This window comes from Hylemonella sp. W303a, assembly GCF_046452315.1.
Taxonomy (GTDB): domain Bacteria; phylum Pseudomonadota; class Gammaproteobacteria; order Burkholderiales; family Burkholderiaceae_C; genus Hylemonella.
In genome coordinates, this window is sequence record NZ_JBKFDG010000002.1 from 1 (window position 1) to 15631 (window position 15631).

The following is a 15631-nucleotide window of genomic DNA, read 5'->3' on the forward strand; positions in this document are numbered from 1 at the left end:
GTTATTCAAAGATGATGTACAGACTGCTTCCGGTAGGTAGTTAAGCTTGAACTATCTGCGCAACTAACCCGACACCCCTGGCCTCGTCCGATAAAACGTCAACGGCACTTCCCGCGCCTGCTGCTTGATCACCGAGGGTTTGATCTTGCCCACGACGTGCATTTCGCAGGGCTTGCAGTCAAAGCGCAGGGTGAACTTTTCTTTGCCCTGGGTAATGGTCATGGGCTCGGCGCGCACGGTGCCTTGCACGCCTGTGACGCCTTTGGCCTGCTTAGGGCAGAGGCTCAAGGAGAAACGCACGCAGTGCTTGGTGATCATGAGGCTGGCTTCGCCCAGTTCCTCGTGGCTTTCGTAGGCGGCGGCTATGACCTTCACGCCGTGGCGGGCGTAGAAGGCAGCGGCCTGGCTGTTGTAGACGTTGGCGAGATAACTCAGCGTGTCTTCGGGGTAGGGCGCGGGTGGTTCCACCGGCTGGGCTTTCGGCAGGCGTTGCCAGGCTGCGGCCCGGGCTGATTCAAGCGCAGCCACAGCGTCGCGGCGCAGGGCGTTGAGCAGGCTGGCGGGGATGAACCAAGGCTGGTTCAGCTCCAGCGTGATGCTCTGGGCTTCAAACAGCGTGCCGCCCAGTTTGCCGAGGTGCTCGCGCAGCGTGGCTTCGGCGCGTGTGGCGTCCTTGGCGCGTTCGTGCGGGTGTTGCAACTGCGCGCTGGCGCTGTGGTGGCCATCGCTGAGGGTGAGGGAAAAACCGCTGTCGGTGTCCCGCAGGGTCAGCGCAACGGGGATCAGCCGTTCGGCGGATTTTTTGTCGAGCAGGCGTTCCCAGGCCATGTCGCGGTTGCGGCTGACTTCAGCGTCCTTGCGCAGGTCCTTGAGCGCGGACACCGCCTGACCCTGCATCTCCTTGGGCATGTTGGGGAAGACGCGCCAGAGCCGCCCGCCAGAATTCGAAAGAGGCTTGGCCACGTTCACCGGCACGCCCTGCAGTTCACCCTGGCGGTCCCACCAGGTCAGCGCGTCGCCGTTGTTGAGCGCCAGTTCGGCGCTGTTCAACTCCACGTCAAAGCTGTCGGCGTTGACGCGCGTGACGTGGCCGATGGCGATGCCCGCGTGCTTGGGTGTGTCGAAGGCGCCGATGTCGTCCCGGCGGCCGTTGACGAAGTAGTCCGTGCCGCCGCGGTTGAAACCGCGCTCCGGGTCGGGCGCGAAGGTGTAGCGGCAGTGGCCGTCGGAGCTGGCGGCGAATTCGGGACGGCGCTCCAACAGCTGGTCCACCAGTTGCCGGTAATGCGCCGTCACGTTCTTGATGGTCGCCATGTCTTTGTAGCGGCCTTCGATCTTGAAGCTGCGGATGCCCGCGTCCACCAGGGCTTCCAGGTTGGCGCTCTGGTCGTTGTCCTTGAGCGAGAGCACATGCTTGTCGTGCGCGACGATGCGGTTCTGGCTGTCCGTCACGGTCCAGGGCTGGCGGCATTCCTGGCTGCAACTGCCCCGGTTGGCGCTGCGGCCGGTGACGGCGTGGCTGATGAAGCATTGGCCGCTGTAGGCCACGCAGAGCGCGCCGTGGATGAAGAACTCCAAGGTGGCGTCCCGGACCTCGGCCCGGATGGCCTGGATCTGCTGCAGCGTCAGCTCGCGCGCCAGCACCATCTGCGAAAACCCAGCGTCTTGCAGGAAGCGCGCTTTTTCCGGCGTGCGGATGTCGGTCTGGGTGCTGGCGTGCAGCTGGATGGGCGGCAGGTCCAGCATCGTCAAACCCATGTCTTGCACGATCAGGGCGTCGGCGCCGGCGTTCCAGACCTGCCAGGCCATGCGCCGGGCGCCTTCCAATTCGTCGTCGCGCAAGATGGTGTTGAGCGTGACGAAGATGCGCGCGCCATAACGATGCGCGTGCGCGCAGAGTCGTTCGATCTCTTCGACGGGGTTGCCTGCCTTGTCGCGCGCGCCGAAGGAAGGACCGCCGATGTAGACGGCGTCCGCGCCGTGGTTGATCGCCTCGATGCCGATGGCGGCGTCGCGGGCGGGTGCGAGGAGTTCGAGGTGCTGGGCGAGGCGGGACGACATGATGGGGCGGGATTATCCCAGCCTGAAACAACAAACGCGGCCGAAGCCGCGTTTGCTGGGTGTCCGCAGGGATGGGGGTGCCGTCCTGGTTGGAGGGCAGCCCGCCTGCTTATTTGATCTTGGCGTTGGCGCGCAGGTTCTTCTGGAATTCCTCGAACTTGCGCTGGCCGATTTCCTGGGCCAGTTGGGGTTTGACTTCGTCGAGCGAGGGGAGCTGGATGTCGCGCACATCGTCCACCAGGATCAGGTGCCAGCCGAATTGCGTTTGGACCGGCTTCTCGCTGGTTTGGCCCTTGCCCAACGCTTGCAGCGCGGCGGCGAATTCGGGCACGTAGCCTTGGGCGGGAGCCCAATCCAGATCACCCCCCCGCGCGGCGGAGCCCGGGTCCTTGGAGTGCTGCTTGGCCAGCGCGTCGAACTTCGCGCCCTTCTTGAGTTGGGCCAGCAGGGACTGGGCCTCGGCCTCGGTGGGCACCAGGATGTGGCGAGCACGGTACTCCTTGCCACCGTTCGCCGCCACGAAGCGCTGGTAGCCCTCCTGGAAGTCGGCGTCGGTCACGGGGTTGGTTTCCTGGAAGTGGGCGACCAGCTCGCGGATCAGCAGCGACTCTTGGGCGAACTCGATTTGCGCGCGGTACTGGGGCGTGGCCGCCAAGCCTTGGCGACGCGCTTCCTGCGCCAGCAGTTCACGGTCGATCACGGCCTGCTTGAGCTCTTCCATGATTTCTGGCGTCGGCGGCTGGCCGCGCAGCACCTGGCGGGCCAGGGCATCCACGCGCGACGAGGGGATGGGCTTGCCATTGACGACGGCCAGGTTCTGGGCCTGGGCGACGGATGCGGGCAGGGCCAGCGCGCCAAGCAGCAGGGCGGTGGACAGGGCCGTGGTGGTCACGGAAAGCGTTTTCTTCATGATGATTCAGAAGGAGGGAAAAATGGGGGGGCGGTGAAAGCAGGGCGAGCGCAGGGGCGAATTTCAGAGGATCTCGATGGCCAGCGCATGCACGCTGCCTCTGGGTTCGCCGATGGTGCCTGCGGCGGCACCTTGCTTGTTGTAGGGGTCGAAAAAATCCTGCAGCGCATCATACACAAGGCGATGTTGCGCCACGCGGCTGCGGCCGGTGAAAAGCGGGCTGGCGATGCGCACCCGAAAGTGCGTGCCATAACCCGTGCCGTTGGAGCCCGCGTGGCCCAAGTGAGCGGCGCTTTCGTCCAGCACTTCCAGGGTCGTGGTCTGCAAGCGTTCCTGTAGCACGGCCTGCATGCGCGCGGCCATGTCTTGCTCGGTCATGGCGCAAGCTCCGTGCTGGGCACTGCGGTGCAAGTCCCCGCGCAGTCTAAAGCTGCGCGACGCTTGCCGGGAGCGGCCTGACGGTGGCTCATGCTGCGTCAGCGTCCTTGCCGGACGCCGTGTCGGTCTTGAGGTGGCGCGCAACGTAGAAGCCCTGGGCCACGATGAAGATCAAGGGGAAAGCGTAGCCCCAGAGTTTGAAGTTGACCCAAGCCTCGGTGCTGAAATAGGCCGCCACGTAGCCGTTGATGGCCGCCATGAAGGCGCAATACACCACCCAGGCCCCGTTGAGCCGCATCCACACAGCGTCGGGCAGGGTGAGCTGGCTGCCCAGCAGCAGCTTGAGGAAGTTCTTGCGCAGGCCCCAGACGGCCACGCCCAGGGCCAGGGCCAGCGCGGCGTAGAGCACGGTGGGTTTCCATTTGATGAAGCGATCGTCGTGCAGGGTCAGGGTGAGCGCGCCGAAGATCAGGATCAGCACCAGCGTGATCTTGTGCATGGCCTGCAGCTTGCGGTCGATGCTGTAGATGATGGCCATCTGCACGACCGTGGCGGCCATGAGCACGGCGGTGGCGGTGTAGATGCCGTAGAGCTTGTAGGCCCCGAAGAAGAAGAGCAGGGGGAGGAAGTCGAGCAGGAGTTTCATGCGGGGGATTTTCTCATTCGGCCGGCGCTGGTTCGGTGTCGGCGCTGGTTCGGTGTCGGCGCTGGACGTGGCGGCTTCGGTGCGTGTCATGGGGGACCGCTCCTCATACGATTTGCTGCGCAAATCCAAATCGTCGGGTTCCCCCATGCCCCGCGCCGAAGCAGGTGGCTGGGTCAGCCAGCGCGAAAGTTACTCTCCGTGAATCAGGGCTTGTGTTCCAGGGCTGCGGAGTTCATGCAGTAGCGCAATCCGGTGGGTGTGGGGCCATCTTCAAAAACATGGCCGAGGTGCGCGCCACATTGGGAGCACACCGTTTCCACGCGCACCATGCCGTGGCTGAGGTCCCGGCGTTCCTCGATGGCCTGCGGGGTGACTGGCTCGGAGAAGCTGGGCCAGCCGCAGCCTGCGTCGAACTTGGTGTCCGACTCGAACAGGCGCGCGCCGCAGCAGATGCAGTGGTAGCTGCCGGCCTCCCAAAAGTTCTCGTACTTGCCGGTGTAGGGGCGCTCGGTCGCGGCGTGGCGCGTGACCTGGTAGGCGCCGGGTTCGGCGTGCTTGGCGGCGAGCAGGGCCTGCCATTCGGCGGCGGTTTTCTGGATGGCGTAGCTCATGGTGTCGCTAGAAAATCAAATCAAGAAGAGGCAAACCAACAATCAAACAGCAGAGAAAAAGGAGAGAAGCAAGAGAGAACCGTGAGGGGACCTTAGGCGCCTGCCGACAGGCAGCCGCTCAGGACGAGCAGCTGATTTCGATGGAAGCAGCCCAATCGGGCGGAAAGCCTGCCTCCGCCTCAAAGCCTGGATGTTCTTCATAGGGGCGCTCCAACAGGGCAAGCAGCCGAGCGACGCCGCTGTAATCCTTGCCGCGTGCCTGGCGGATGACTTGCTCGCCCAGCCAATTGCGCAGCACGAACTTCGGGTTCACGCTCAGCATCAGCGCCGCGCTGGCCTGCACGTTTTCTTGGGACAGGCGCGCCTCGTAGCCGCGCAGCCAAGCGTCAAAGGCTGTGGTGTCGATGAAAAGATCGCGCAGGTTTTGCGCGGCGGCTCCGACTTTCGTGCTCTCAGAGCCTTCCGCACCCGCAGTCAGTTGCGCGCGCTCCGCCACAAATCGGCTCAGGCGACGCCAGAAAATCGTGTAATCGGTGCGTTCCTGGGCCAATAGGCGCAAGGTGGCCTCCAGCAAGGCTCGGTCGTCCGGCTGGTCCGTATGCAGGCCGAGCTTGGCGCGGTATCGGGCGTCGAGTTCGAGCGGGAAGCGCTCGCGGTACACGTCCACGGCGGCTTGCGCCAAGGTTTCGTCTTCGATCAGTGGCAACAGCGCTTGGGCCAGGGCGTGCAGGTTCCAGTAAGCGACGTTGGGCTGGCGCGCGTAGGCATAGCGGCCCTGGTTGTCGCTGTGGTTGCAAATGTGAGCCGGGTTGTAGCCATCCAAGAATTGGTAGGGGCCATAGTCCAGCGTCAGGCCCAGGATGCTCATGTTGTCGGTGTTCATCACGCCGTGGCAGAAGCCCACGGCCTGCCAATGCGCCAGCAGCACCGCGGTGCGCTCGCTCACGGCGGCCAGCAGCGCGGCATAGGCGTTGCCCTGGTAGGCGTCGGTCGTCCGGCATTCGGGATAATAACGGTCGATCACGTAGTCGGCCAGCACGCGCAGTTCATCGAATTGCTCGCGCGAGGCGAAATGCTCGAAATGGCCGAAGCGGATGAAGCTGGGCGCCACGCGGGTGACCACGGCGGCGGTCTCGATCTCCTCCCGGCGCACCGGGGCGTCCGAGCCCGTGACGCACAGCGCGCGCGTGGTGGGCACGCCCAGCGCGTGCATGGCTTCGCTGGCCAGGAACTCGCGGATGCTGGAACGCAGCACGGCCCGGCCGTCACCCATGCGGGAATAGGGCGTGCGGCCCGCGCCCTTCAACTGCACTTCAAGACCTTGGTCGGTTATGCCTTGTGCTTCACCCAGAAGCAAGGCCCGCCCATCGCCCAGTTGTCCGGCCCAGACGCCGAACTGGTGGCCGCTGTACACGGTGGCCACGGGGGCGCTGCCGGCCAGCGGCGCATTGCCCGTCAGCGCGGCCAGCAGTTCGTCGGATTGGGTCCAGTCAGGCGTCAAGCCCAGTAAGTCGCCCACCGCACGGCTCTGACCGACCCAATACGGCGGATGGGTGGCGGGCAGGGCCTGGGGCGCCAGCGCCGTCACATAGGCCGGACCGAGCTGGGCGTAGCGGTTGATCCAGCGCAAGCCGGTCTGCACCGGGGCAGCCTCACTGCGTGCGTGGGAGGTGGTGTCAAGGACGGCGGACATGGGCGGATTGTCTCGCAGCCGTCCCGCCCCTGGCCCGGTGAGGTTATGGTTGGTCGGATGGGACGGCGCCGCGCTCGTACCACCCCCGGCTGGCGTTGACCAGGCGCACCACGAGCAGCATCACGGGCACCTCGATCAGCACGCCGACCACGGTGGCCAACGCAGCGCCGGAGTCGAAGCCGTACAGGCTGATGGCGGCGGCCACGGCCAGCTCGAAGAAGTTGGACGCACCGATCAGCGCCGAGGGGCAGGCGATGGCGTGTTTTTCGCCCACGGCGCGGTTGAGGACATAGGCCAGCGCCGAATTGAAGAAGACCTGAATCAGGATGGGAACGGCCAGCAGGGCGATGATCAGCGGCTGGCGCAGGATGGCCTCACCCTGGAAGGCAAACAGCAGCACCAGCGTGAGCAGCAAGGCCACCATCGACCACGGGCCGATCCTCCGCATGGCGGCGTCGAATGCGGCCGGTCCGCGCGCCAGCAGCGCACGCCGCCAGAGCTGGGCGATGAGCAGCGGCACCACGATGTAGAGCAGCACCGAAATGAACAACGTGTCCCAGGGCACGGTGATGGACGCCAGACCCAGCAGCAGCGCCACCAGGGGCGCGAACGCGATGAGCATGATGCCGTCGTTGAGCGCGACCTGCGTCAGCGTGAACAGCGGGTTGCCACCGGTCAGGCGGCTCCAGACGAAGACCATGGCCGTGCAGGGCGCGGCCGCCAGCAGGATCAGCCCCGCGATGTAGCTGTCGATCTGGTCGGCGGGCAGCCAGGGGGCGAACAGCTCGCGGATGAAGAGCCAGCCCAGCAGCGCCATCGAAAACGGCTTGACCAACCAGTTCACGAAGAGCGTGACACCCATGCCGCGCCAGTGCGAGCGCACCTCGCGCAGCGCGCCGAAGTCCACCTTGACCAGCATGGGGATGATCATCACCCAGATCAGCAGGCCCACAGGCAGGTTGACCTGCGCAATTTCCATGCGACCGACGACCTGGAACAGCTCGGGTTGCCATTGGCCCAGCGCCACGCCGACCACGATGCACAGGGCCACCCACAAGGTCAGGTAGCGCTCGAACAGGTTCATGTCTGTTTTTTTCATGTCAGCTCTTTTCGATGGCTTCCAAGGCCATTTGCAGTTCCGCGTTGCTCATGGTGTCGAACTGCAACTGCGCCAGTTGCAGCATGCGGTAGCCGATGGCCTGCCGCGTCAACTCGAAGGCCGCGCGCTTCTGGTCCTCGGGCGCCTTGGACGGGTCGGCGTAGCCCCAGTGCACCTGCACTGGGCTGCCAGGCCAGTAGGGGCAGGGCTCGGCCGCGGCCTGATCGCAAACGGTGATGACCACCCGCATGGGGGGCGCGTCGGGCTGGGCGAACTCGTCCCAGGTCTTGGAACGCGCGCCCGACGTGTCCACGCCGGCCTGCGCCAGCACCGCCAGCGCATGGGGGTTCACCCGTCCGCTGGGCGTGCTGCCCGCGCTGTGCGCCTGGATGTTTTTGCCGAGCCGTTGTGCCCAGTGATTGAGCATGCCTTCCGCGAGCACGCTGCGCGCCGAGTTGTGGGTGCAAAGGATGAGGACGTGGGTGTTCATCTCAGGCGACCTCCCGCGCGGGAGCGCCGATGGCCCGCACTTCCTGCTGGATCGCCAGCCGATCCAGCTTGTCCAGGGGCAAGGCCAGCATCAGCTCAATGCGCCGTTTCATGGTCACGAAGGCCGCGCGGAAAGCGCGCTCTTGCGCTTCCTCATTGCCTTCCACCGCCGCCGGGTCGGGCTGTCCCCAGTGCGCCGATACCGGCTGCCCGGGCCAGACCGGGCAGACTTCGCCCGCAGCCTGGTCGCAGACCGTGAAGACGAAATCCATCACGGGCGCGCCGGGCTGTGCGAATTCCTCCCAGCTTTTGCTGTGAAAACCTCCGGTCGGGATGCGGTGGGCGGCCAGGGTCTTCAGGCTCAGGGGATGGACGCTTCCCTTGGGATGGCTGCCGGCGGAATAGGCCTTGAAACGGCCTCGCCCCATTTCATTGAGGATGCCTTCGGCCAAGATGGAGCGGGCCGAATTGCCGGTGCAGATGAAGAGCACGTTGTAGCTTTTGTCGTTCATGGTGGGGCCTCAGCAGCAGGAAGAAGTGGATTTGACCGCGATGCCGACGGGCTTGCCGCGTGGCGCGGCATGGGCCGTGGGGGGGCAGCAGGCAGTGGCCTGGCTGCTGGCCGCGCCGGTAGTCTCGCTGAACGTGGGGATGTGGTCCAGGGTGTGAAACTGTTCCCAGGCCACGCCTTGAGGATCGGTCAGCCAGTATTTGTCGCTGCGGGCGTAGCAGCAGGTGGTTTCACCTTCATCGTGCATGGCCAGTTCTGCCTGCTTCGCCCGAACCTTGAGCGCCTGCAGTTCCTCGTCCGACTCGACCTGGAAGCCCAGGTGATCCAGGCCCGTCTGCGTACCGCGCGTGGAGATGGCGAAGTTGACCGGCGGGTCCTGCAGCATCCATTTGGCGTAATCGCTTTCCGTGCGGGTTGGGGCTTGCCCGAACAGGGTGCTGTAGAAGTTGATGTTCTGGTTCAGATCCTGGACATGCAGGTGGACGTGGAAGCGTTTCATGGGATCTCCTGGTGTGGTGGGGACGGGTGGGGCTCAGAGTGTCTTGGACAGGCAGCGCGCCGAGGCGGGGCAGAGCTGCTGGAACTGGGTCGAAGCCAGCAGGCCGGCCGACAGCGTGTCGCGGTCTGTGTCGCGGTAGCCCAGCGTGCGGAAGAAGTCGGCTGCGGTTTCGGTCAGCAGCACGAGGCGGCTCAGCCCGAGGCGGCGCGCCTGGGCCTCTTGCGCAAGCACCAGCGCGTGCGCCAGGCCTCGTCCACGGTGTTCTGGCAGCACGAACAGGGAACGCAGCAGACCATCGCCCCCGTGCGCTTCCAGGCCAACGATGCCGATCAGTCTGTCCTGTGTGGGTTCGCGCGGGGCGTCCTGGTCGTACACGCCCAGGAACAGGCGCAGGGCCTCGGGTGACAGGTCTTCGCAGGGCAAATGGGCTTGCGCCAACAGGGTCTGGACGGTCGCATGGTCCTGGGTGGTCAGCGCCAACACGGAGGGCATAGCCGAGGTCATGTTCGTCTTTCTCGCTGGTCTCACTGGTTCAGCAACACATGGTTTTGCGACCGCCTTTGGCGGAGGACGTCGTTTTACCCGCGGGGGCGACCTCACAGGCCACGCCCTGGCAGCAGTGTTCGGTGAGGTAGTCGAGCAGGTTGTTCATGCGGGAGAAGTCGGCGCGGTAGACCAAGTGCCGGCCATCGGGCTCGCTGCCGACCAGGCCCGCATGCAGCAAGGCCTTGAGGTGAAAGGACAGGGCGCTGGGTGCGATGTCCAGTTCGGCGGTCAGGGTGCCAGGTGTCAGGCCCTGCGGCCCTGCCACCACCAGGGCGCGGAAGACGCGCAGGCGTTGGGCTTGCGCCAGTGCGGACAGGGCGGCGACGGCTTCGTTTTCCTCCAGTGGCGCTGGAGGGGTCTTTTCCTTCTTCATGTTTCAATAATACTTGAATTATTGAAACGATCAAATGTGTGGATGGAACTTCAACCGAAGACCCGATGACGATGAGCCTGTCCGCACACACGCCGCGCCACAGATGCTGTCGTACGGGGCTTGCCTTGTACCGCCCGGGTGTTTCCCCATGTGGCGGTCTCACAGGCTTGCGGGATACTCGCGCGCAAACTCGGACCACAAAAACAGGAGACCGTCCATGCTTGGATTGATGCAGACCCAGCCCTTGCTGATTTCTTCCCTCATCGACTTCGCGGAGCGTCACCACGGTGATGGCGAAATCGTCTCCCGCCGCGTGGAGGGAGACATCCACCGCTACCGATGGGCCGATGTGGCGAGGCGCTCGCGCCAATTGGCCAACGCGCTGGACAGCGCGAAGCTGCGATTGGGTGATCGCGTGGGCACCTTGGCTTGGAACGGCTACCGCCATTTGGAGCTGTATTTCGGCGTCAGTGGCTCGGGCCGTGTGCTGCACACCATCAACCCGCGCCTGCATCCGGACCAGATCGCCTGGATCGTCAACCATGCGGAAGATCAGGTGCTGTGTTTCGACCTGACCTTCCTGCCCCTGATTCAGGCCGTCCATGCGAAATGTCCCACGGTGAAGCAGTGGGTGGCCTTGTGCGACGCTGACAAGCTGCCAGCCGACAGCGGCATTCCCGCTCTGGCGAGTTACGAAGCCTGGATCGCGAAGCAGCCCACGACCTACCCCTGGCCTGAACTGGACGAGCACGCCGCATCCAGCATCTGCTACACCAGCGGCACCACCGGCAACCCCAAGGGCGCGCTTTACAGCCACCGCTCCACCATCCTGCACGCTTACGCGGCGGCCCTGCCGGACGTGATGTGCATGAGCGCGCGTGACAGTGTGCTGCCCGTGGTGCCCATGTTCCACGTCAATGCCTGGGGCATTCCTTATTCCGCGGCACTCACAGGTTGCAAGCTGGTGCTGCCAGGCCCGGCGCTGGACGGCAAGTCGCTTTACGAGCTGATGGAGGCGGAGGGCGTGACCTACGCCGCTGGCGTGCCCACCATCTGGCAAATGCTGCTGGGCCACGTCAAGACCAACAACCTCAAGTTCAGCAGTTTCAAGCGCACGGTGATTGGTGGCGCGGCCTGCCCGCCGGCGATGATCGACACCTTCCGCGACGAGTTCGGCGTCGAGGTCTTGCACGCTTGGGGCATGACGGAAATGTCGCCGCTGGGCACGCTGTGCACGCTCAAGAACAAGCACCTGGCCCAGCCCCCCGAAGCACAGAAGAAGATTCGCCTCAAGCAGGGCCGCACCATCTTCGGCATGGACATGAAGATCGTCGGTGGCGATGGGCAGGACTTGCCCTGGGATGGCAAAACCTACGGCGACCTGTTGGTGCGTGGGCCATGGGTGGTGCGGGGGTACTTCAAGGGCGAGGGCGGTGACCCACTGGTGCGAGACGCCGAGGGGCGCGGGTGGTTCCCCACGGGGGATGTCGCGACCATCGATGCCGATGGCTACATGCAGATCACGGACCGAAGCAAGGACGTGATCAAGTCCGGCGGCGAGTGGATCAGTTCCATCGACATCGAGAACATCGCCATGGGCCATCCCTCGGTGGCCCTGGCTGCCTGCGTGGGCATGAAGCACCCGAAATGGGACGAACGGCCCGTGGTCGTCGTGGTGAAGAAGCCGGGCGCGGAGCTGACGCGCGAAGCCTTGCTCGGCTTCTACGCGGACAAGACGGTGGCCAAGTGGCAAATCCCCGATGACGTGATCTTCGTGGACGCGATTCCCCTGGGCGCCACCGGAAAGATGCTCAAGACGCGCCTGCGCGAGCAATTGAAGGACTACAAGTTGCCGGGTCTTTGATCGCTTGCGCACCACCTCCGCCGGGCTTGTCGCCACCGGACATCACCCGCGTCACTTGGGTGACGCCTGCGAACCCTGTTACGGGCATTCCCTAGAGCGCTCAGGCACTCAGCCTTGTTACGCTGACTCGGCTTCGAGAAAACAACAAGGCCGTGCAGGCCTCGCAAGCTTCCCCGACTGGGGACGACATCCACGAACAGGAGACAACCATGAATCGTGTGCGCAAACTCGGCTCGGCGTTCGGCGGTTTCGCGGCTACGGCCGCGCTGCTGAGCGGCTTGGGAATATCAACGGCCTTGGCGCAAACCCAGGGCCAGACCGTCAAGATCGCCTGGATTGATCCGCTGTCCGGCCTGATGGCGCCGGTGGGCAGCAACCAGCTGCGCAGCTTTCAGTTCTTTGGCGAGAAGTTCAGTGGCGCGGGCAATCCGGCGGGTGTGAAGTTCGAGGTGATCGGCCTGGACAACAAGCTGAGTCCGCAGGAAAGCGTGAACCAGCTCAAGGCCGCCATCGACCAAGGCGTGCGCTACATCACGCAGGGCAATGGCACCTCGGTCGCGGTCGCTTTGATCGATGCGATCGCCAAGCACAACGAGCGCAACCCAGGGCAGGAGGTGGTGTTCCTGAATCACTCCGCCATCGACCCCGACCTCACCGGCGTCAAGTGCAACTACTGGCATTTCCGCTTTGATGCCGACACGTCGATGAAGATGGGCGCGATGACCAGCTTCATCAAGGACCAGAAGGACGTCAAGAAGGTCTACCTGATGAACCAGAACTATGCCCACGGGCATCAGGTGGCCAAGTACGCCAAGGAGCTGCTGGCGGAAAAACGCCCCGACGTGCAAATCGTGGGCGAGGATCTGACCCCCTTGGCCCAGGTGCGGGACTTCTCGCCCTACATCGCCAAGATCAATGCCTCGGGTGCGGACACCGTGATCACCGGCAACTGGGGCTCCGATCTGTCGCTGCTGGTCAAGGCCGCGATCGAAGGGGGGTACAACGGCAAGTTCTACACCTACTACGCTGGTGTGACTGGCACGCCCACGGCCCTGGGCAATGGCGGCGCGGGCAAGGTCTACCAAGTCTCCTACAACACCTATTACATGGGCGGCGACTACGAGAAGTGGCAGCAGGAGTACAAGGAAAAGTTCAAGGACGACTACTACACGGGCTCGGTCTACCACATCTTCCGCGCGCTCGGTGAGGCCATGGCCAAGGCCAAATCCACCGACCCGGTGAAGGTGGCCAAGGCGCTCGAGGGCTTGAAGTTCAAGAGCTACAACGGCGATGTTGAAATGCGCGCCACGGACCACCAGCTCCAGCAGCCCTTGTTCATCACGGTCTGGCAGAAGGCCGACAAGAAGTTCAAGTACACCGCTGAGGCCACCGACATGACCTTCGCGCCCGTGCGCGAGTTCACCTCGGCCCAGACGAGCACCCCCACGGTGTGCCAGATGCAGCGTCCATGATGCGATGATTCGCTGATGGGTTCGCGGGCCCGGTCTTGCCACGTGAGATCGGGCCCTTTTTCCGCCAGCGGGTGGCGGTTTCGTTGACACACCGATTCAGGACGCGATGGAGTTCTTTCTCATCTCCATGCTCAATGGCTTGAGCTACGGGCTGTTGCTGTTCATGCTCAGTTCCGGCCTCACGCTGATCTTCAGCATGATGGGCGTGCTCAATTTCGCCCATGCGAGCTTCTACATGCTGGGCGCTTACCTGGGCTACACCGTGGCCCGGGATTTCACGGGCTTTTGGCTGGGTCTGATCGTCGCGCCGCTGCTGGTCGGTGCTCTGGGGGCCTTGTTCGAGCGCTTGGCACTGCGCAAGGTGCATGCCTACGGGCACGTGCCCGAGCTGCTGATCACCTTTGGCTTGTCCTACATCATCTTGGAGCTGGTGCAGTTGATTTGGGGCCGACTGCCGCTGGAGTTTCGTCCCCCCGAGTTGCTGCAGGGACCGGCTTTCACGCTGGTGCATGACGCAGGCGCCGGTGCCATGAGCGGCATGCACCTGGTCTGGGGACGGGCCTCGGCCGAGGCCTGCGCGGTGGCGGCCTGCTCTCCGTTTCCGGCCACGCGCGGCTTCATGATGGTGGTCGCCTTGCTGATGTTGGTGGCGCTGTGGCTGATGCTGACCAAGACCCGCATCGGCCTGGTCATCCGCGCCTCGCTCAGCCACCCGGAGATGGCCGAGGCCTTGGGGCACAACGTGCCGCGCGTCTTCATGCTGGTCTTTGGCGCGGGGGCGGCCTTGGCCGGGTTGGCCGGTGTCATCGGTGGCAGCACCTTCGTGACCGAGCCCGCCATGGCCGCCACCGTGGGGTCGGTGATCTTCGTGGTCGTGGTCGTGGGTGGCCTGGGGTCGCTTTCGGGGGCCTTCTTGGCCTCCGTGCTGATCGGCGTGATCCAGACTTTCGCCGTGGCCTTTGATTATTCACTCGTCCATCTTCTGCAGGCGCTGGGCATGGAGCTGAGCGCGGCCGCGCGCAACAACTCGCTGCTCAAGCTCACGCTGGCTCAGGTGGCACCCATCCTGCCGTACTTGTTCCTGGTGCTGATCCTCATCTTCAGGCCCAAGGGCCTGCTGGGCACGCGTGAAGAGTGAGGTTCCCACCATGAGCAACTTGAGCACCGTGACTACACCCTCTTTCAACTGGGGCCGCTGGATCATCTGGGGTTTGTTCGCCCTCGTGCTGTTGACCATGCCCCGGCTGTTCAGCAGCAGTCTGGCAGTCAGCCTGCTGTCGCAGATGGGCATCGCCATCATCGCCTGTTTGTCCTACAACATGCTGTTGGGGCAGGGCGGCATGCTGAGCTTTGGCCATGCCGTTTATTCCGGCCTCGGCGCCTACATGACCATCCATGCGCTCAACCTGATGAGCGGCCTGGCCAAGGCGGGGCAACCCTTCGTGCCGGTGAGCCTGCTGCCCCTGGTGGGCGGGCTGGCGGGTCTGTTCTTTGCCAGCCTGTTTGGTTACGTCACAACCAAGAAGGCCGGAACGCCCTTTGCCATGATCACGCTGGGCATGGCCGAGCTGGTCTTCGCCATGTCGCTGATGTTCGCGGAGTTCTTCGGCGGCGAGGCGGGCATCACCGCCAACCGCGTGGTGGGCAAGCCGGCGCTGCAAGGCATTCTCGACAAAGGCATCAACTTCGGCCCGGGCATCCAGGTGTATTACCTGATCGCGGTCTACACCTTCGTCTGCGTCGCGCTGATGTACGCCTTCACGCGCACGCCCCTGGGGCGCATCCTCAACGCCGTGCGCGACAACCCGGAGCGCGTGGAGTTCATCGGTTACAGCACGCAGCGGGTGCGTTACCTCGCCTTCATGGTGGCGGGGTTTTTCGCAGGCATCGCGGGCGGGCTGGGCGCCATCCTGTTCGAGATCGTCACGGCCGAGGTGGTGGGACCGCTGCGCTCGGGCGGTTACCTGCTGTTCACCTTCCTCGGCGGCGCCACCGTGTTTTTTGGCCCCATCATCGGCGGCGTGCTGCTGGTGTTGACTTCCGTGATGTTGTCCGAATTGACCAAGGCCTGGTTGCTCTACCTGGGTTTGATCTTCCTCTTCATGGTGATGTACGCCCCGGGTGGCGTGGCCAGCCTGGTGCTGATGAACCTGCGTGTGGCGAAATTCGGCTTCTGGAACCGAATCGCCAAGAGCACGCTGGCCATCACCCTCAGCGGCGCGCTGGCCTTGCTGGGCGCCGCGGTGTTGATCGAGATGGTCTACCACCGCCAACTGAACGTGACCCTGGGTTCGGAGGTTGTCTTCCTGGGTTGGGTGCTGGACGTGAGTCAAATCAGCACCTGGCTGGGCGCTCTGGCGTTCACCTTGGTGAGCATCGCGCTTTTCATGGTGGCGCGTCGCGACTACGCGCGCCGCTGGAGCGAGGTTCAGTCGCGCATTGAGCGCATCATCCAACACAGGGAAGGGCTGTGAGCCCC

General features: G+C 64.3%; 16 protein-coding genes. 4 read left to right on the top strand and 12 right to left on the bottom strand.

Annotation, left to right across the window (positions count from 1 at the left end):
* Window positions 1-63: 63 nt before the first annotated feature.
* From ACLBKS_RS03660 to ACLBKS_RS03715, 12 genes are all read right to left on the bottom strand, one after another.
* Window positions 64-2061 carry a peptidase U32 family protein gene (locus tag ACLBKS_RS03660; protein WP_410191447.1) on the bottom strand — a complete coding sequence of 666 codons (1998 nt, stop codon included), beginning with the start codon at window positions 2059-2061 and terminating at the stop codon, window positions 64-66.
* A 109-nt stretch (window positions 2062-2170) separates the two neighbouring features.
* The gene (locus ACLBKS_RS03665) at window positions 2171-2971 is read right to left on the bottom strand and encodes a peptidylprolyl isomerase (protein ID WP_410191448.1); all 801 of its coding nucleotides are present in this window, start codon (window positions 2969-2971) and stop codon (window positions 2171-2173) included.
* Between the two features lie 63 nt (window positions 2972-3034).
* Window positions 3035-3349: a BolA family protein gene (locus ACLBKS_RS03670; protein WP_410191449.1), complete on the bottom strand. Its 315-nt coding sequence runs from the start codon at window positions 3347-3349 to the stop codon at window positions 3035-3037.
* 88 nt (window positions 3350-3437) lie between these two features.
* Window positions 3438-3995, bottom strand: coding sequence for a septation protein A (locus tag ACLBKS_RS03675; protein WP_410191917.1), 558 nt, complete (start codon window positions 3993-3995; stop codon window positions 3438-3440).
* Window positions 3996-4198: 203 nt separating this feature from the next.
* Window positions 4199-4606 (bottom strand): peptide-methionine (R)-S-oxide reductase MsrB, encoded by a 408-nt coding sequence (msrB, locus tag ACLBKS_RS03680; protein WP_410191450.1) that lies wholly within the window; start codon window positions 4604-4606, stop codon window positions 4199-4201.
* 118 nt (window positions 4607-4724) lie between these two features.
* Entirely contained in the window at window positions 4725-6299 is a 1575-nt protein-coding gene (locus tag ACLBKS_RS03685) for a protein adenylyltransferase SelO (protein WP_410191451.1), read from the bottom strand.
* Window positions 6300-6342: 43 nt separating this feature from the next.
* Window positions 6343-7398, bottom strand: a complete 1056-nt coding sequence (gene arsB / locus ACLBKS_RS03690; RefSeq protein ID WP_410191452.1) for an ACR3 family arsenite efflux transporter — start codon at window positions 7396-7398, stop codon at window positions 6343-6345.
* Window position 7399: 1 nt separating this feature from the next.
* Entirely contained in the window at window positions 7400-7888 is a 489-nt protein-coding gene (locus ACLBKS_RS03695) for an arsenate reductase ArsC (RefSeq protein WP_410191453.1), read from the bottom strand.
* A gap of 1 nt (window position 7889) precedes the next feature.
* Window positions 7890-8399, bottom strand: a complete 510-nt coding sequence (locus ACLBKS_RS03700; RefSeq protein WP_410191454.1) for an arsenate reductase ArsC — start codon at window positions 8397-8399, stop codon at window positions 7890-7892.
* Window positions 8400-8408: 9 nt separating this feature from the next.
* Entirely contained in the window at window positions 8409-8897 is a 489-nt protein-coding gene (locus tag ACLBKS_RS03705; protein WP_410191455.1) for an ArsI/CadI family heavy metal resistance metalloenzyme, read from the bottom strand.
* 33 nt (window positions 8898-8930) lie between these two features.
* Window positions 8931-9401 carry an arsenic resistance N-acetyltransferase ArsN2 gene (gene arsN2 / locus ACLBKS_RS03710; RefSeq protein ID WP_410191456.1) on the bottom strand — a complete coding sequence of 157 codons (471 nt, stop codon included), beginning with the start codon at window positions 9399-9401 and terminating at the stop codon, window positions 8931-8933.
* 28 nt (window positions 9402-9429) lie between these two features.
* Window positions 9430-9816, bottom strand: coding sequence for an ArsR/SmtB family transcription factor (locus tag ACLBKS_RS03715; protein WP_410191457.1), 387 nt, complete (start codon window positions 9814-9816; stop codon window positions 9430-9432).
* A 217-nt stretch (window positions 9817-10033) separates the two neighbouring features.
* Between ACLBKS_RS03715 and ACLBKS_RS03720 the strand changes: the two genes are divergently transcribed.
* The 4 genes from ACLBKS_RS03720 (at window position 10034) to ACLBKS_RS03735 (ending at window position 15626) form a co-directional block, all read left to right on the top strand.
* Window positions 10034-11680, top strand: coding sequence for a 3-(methylthio)propionyl-CoA ligase (locus tag ACLBKS_RS03720; protein ID WP_410191458.1), 1647 nt, complete (start codon window positions 10034-10036; stop codon window positions 11678-11680).
* A 209-nt stretch (window positions 11681-11889) separates the two neighbouring features.
* On the top strand, window positions 11890-13152 hold the full coding sequence (locus ACLBKS_RS03725; protein WP_410191459.1) for a branched-chain amino acid ABC transporter substrate-binding protein: 1263 nt from the start codon (window positions 11890-11892) through the stop codon (window positions 13150-13152).
* Between the two features lie 106 nt (window positions 13153-13258).
* Window positions 13259-14290, top strand: a complete 1032-nt coding sequence (locus ACLBKS_RS03730) for a branched-chain amino acid ABC transporter permease (RefSeq protein WP_410191460.1) — start codon at window positions 13259-13261, stop codon at window positions 14288-14290.
* Between the two features lie 10 nt (window positions 14291-14300).
* A complete protein-coding gene (locus ACLBKS_RS03735) occupies window positions 14301-15626 on the top strand; it encodes a branched-chain amino acid ABC transporter permease (protein ID WP_410191461.1) in 1326 nt (441 codons plus the stop codon).
* Window positions 15627-15631 lie beyond the last annotated feature (5 nt).

Bases quoted from the DNA above. Each gene is read 5' to 3' on its own strand.
- ACLBKS_RS03660 (WP_410191447.1), bottom strand. From the start codon at position 2,061: ATGTCGTCCCGCCTCGCCCAGCACCTCGAACTCCTCGCACCCGCCCGC.
- ACLBKS_RS03665 (WP_410191448.1), bottom strand. From the start codon at position 2,971: ATGAAGAAAACGCTTTCCGTGACCACCACGGCCCTGTCCACCGCCCTG.
- ACLBKS_RS03670 (WP_410191449.1), bottom strand. From the start codon at position 3,349: ATGACCGAGCAAGACATGGCCGCGCGCATGCAGGCCGTGCTACAGGAA.
- ACLBKS_RS03675 (WP_410191917.1), bottom strand. From the start codon at position 3,995: ATGAAACTCCTGCTCGACTTCCTCCCCCTGCTCTTCTTCTTCGGGGCC.
- msrB (WP_410191450.1), bottom strand. From the start codon at position 4,606: ATGAGCTACGCCATCCAGAAAACCGCCGCCGAATGGCAGGCCCTGCTC.
- ACLBKS_RS03685 (WP_410191451.1), bottom strand. From the start codon at position 6,299: ATGTCCGCCGTCCTTGACACCACCTCCCACGCACGCAGTGAGGCTGCC.
- arsB (WP_410191452.1), bottom strand. From the start codon at position 7,398: ATGAAAAAAACAGACATGAACCTGTTCGAGCGCTACCTGACCTTGTGG.
- ACLBKS_RS03695 (WP_410191453.1), bottom strand. From the start codon at position 7,888: ATGAACACCCACGTCCTCATCCTTTGCACCCACAACTCGGCGCGCAGC.
- ACLBKS_RS03700 (WP_410191454.1), bottom strand. From the start codon at position 8,399: ATGAACGACAAAAGCTACAACGTGCTCTTCATCTGCACCGGCAATTCG.
- ACLBKS_RS03705 (WP_410191455.1), bottom strand. From the start codon at position 8,897: ATGAAACGCTTCCACGTCCACCTGCATGTCCAGGATCTGAACCAGAAC.
- arsN2 (WP_410191456.1), bottom strand. From the start codon at position 9,401: ATGACCTCGGCTATGCCCTCCGTGTTGGCGCTGACCACCCAGGACCAT.
- ACLBKS_RS03715 (WP_410191457.1), bottom strand. From the start codon at position 9,816: ATGAAGAAGGAAAAGACCCCTCCAGCGCCACTGGAGGAAAACGAAGCC.
- ACLBKS_RS03720 (WP_410191458.1), top strand. From the start codon at position 10,034: ATGCTTGGATTGATGCAGACCCAGCCCTTGCTGATTTCTTCCCTCATC.
- ACLBKS_RS03725 (WP_410191459.1), top strand. From the start codon at position 11,890: ATGAATCGTGTGCGCAAACTCGGCTCGGCGTTCGGCGGTTTCGCGGCT.
- ACLBKS_RS03730 (WP_410191460.1), top strand. From the start codon at position 13,259: ATGGAGTTCTTTCTCATCTCCATGCTCAATGGCTTGAGCTACGGGCTG.
- ACLBKS_RS03735 (WP_410191461.1), top strand. From the start codon at position 14,301: ATGAGCAACTTGAGCACCGTGACTACACCCTCTTTCAACTGGGGCCGC.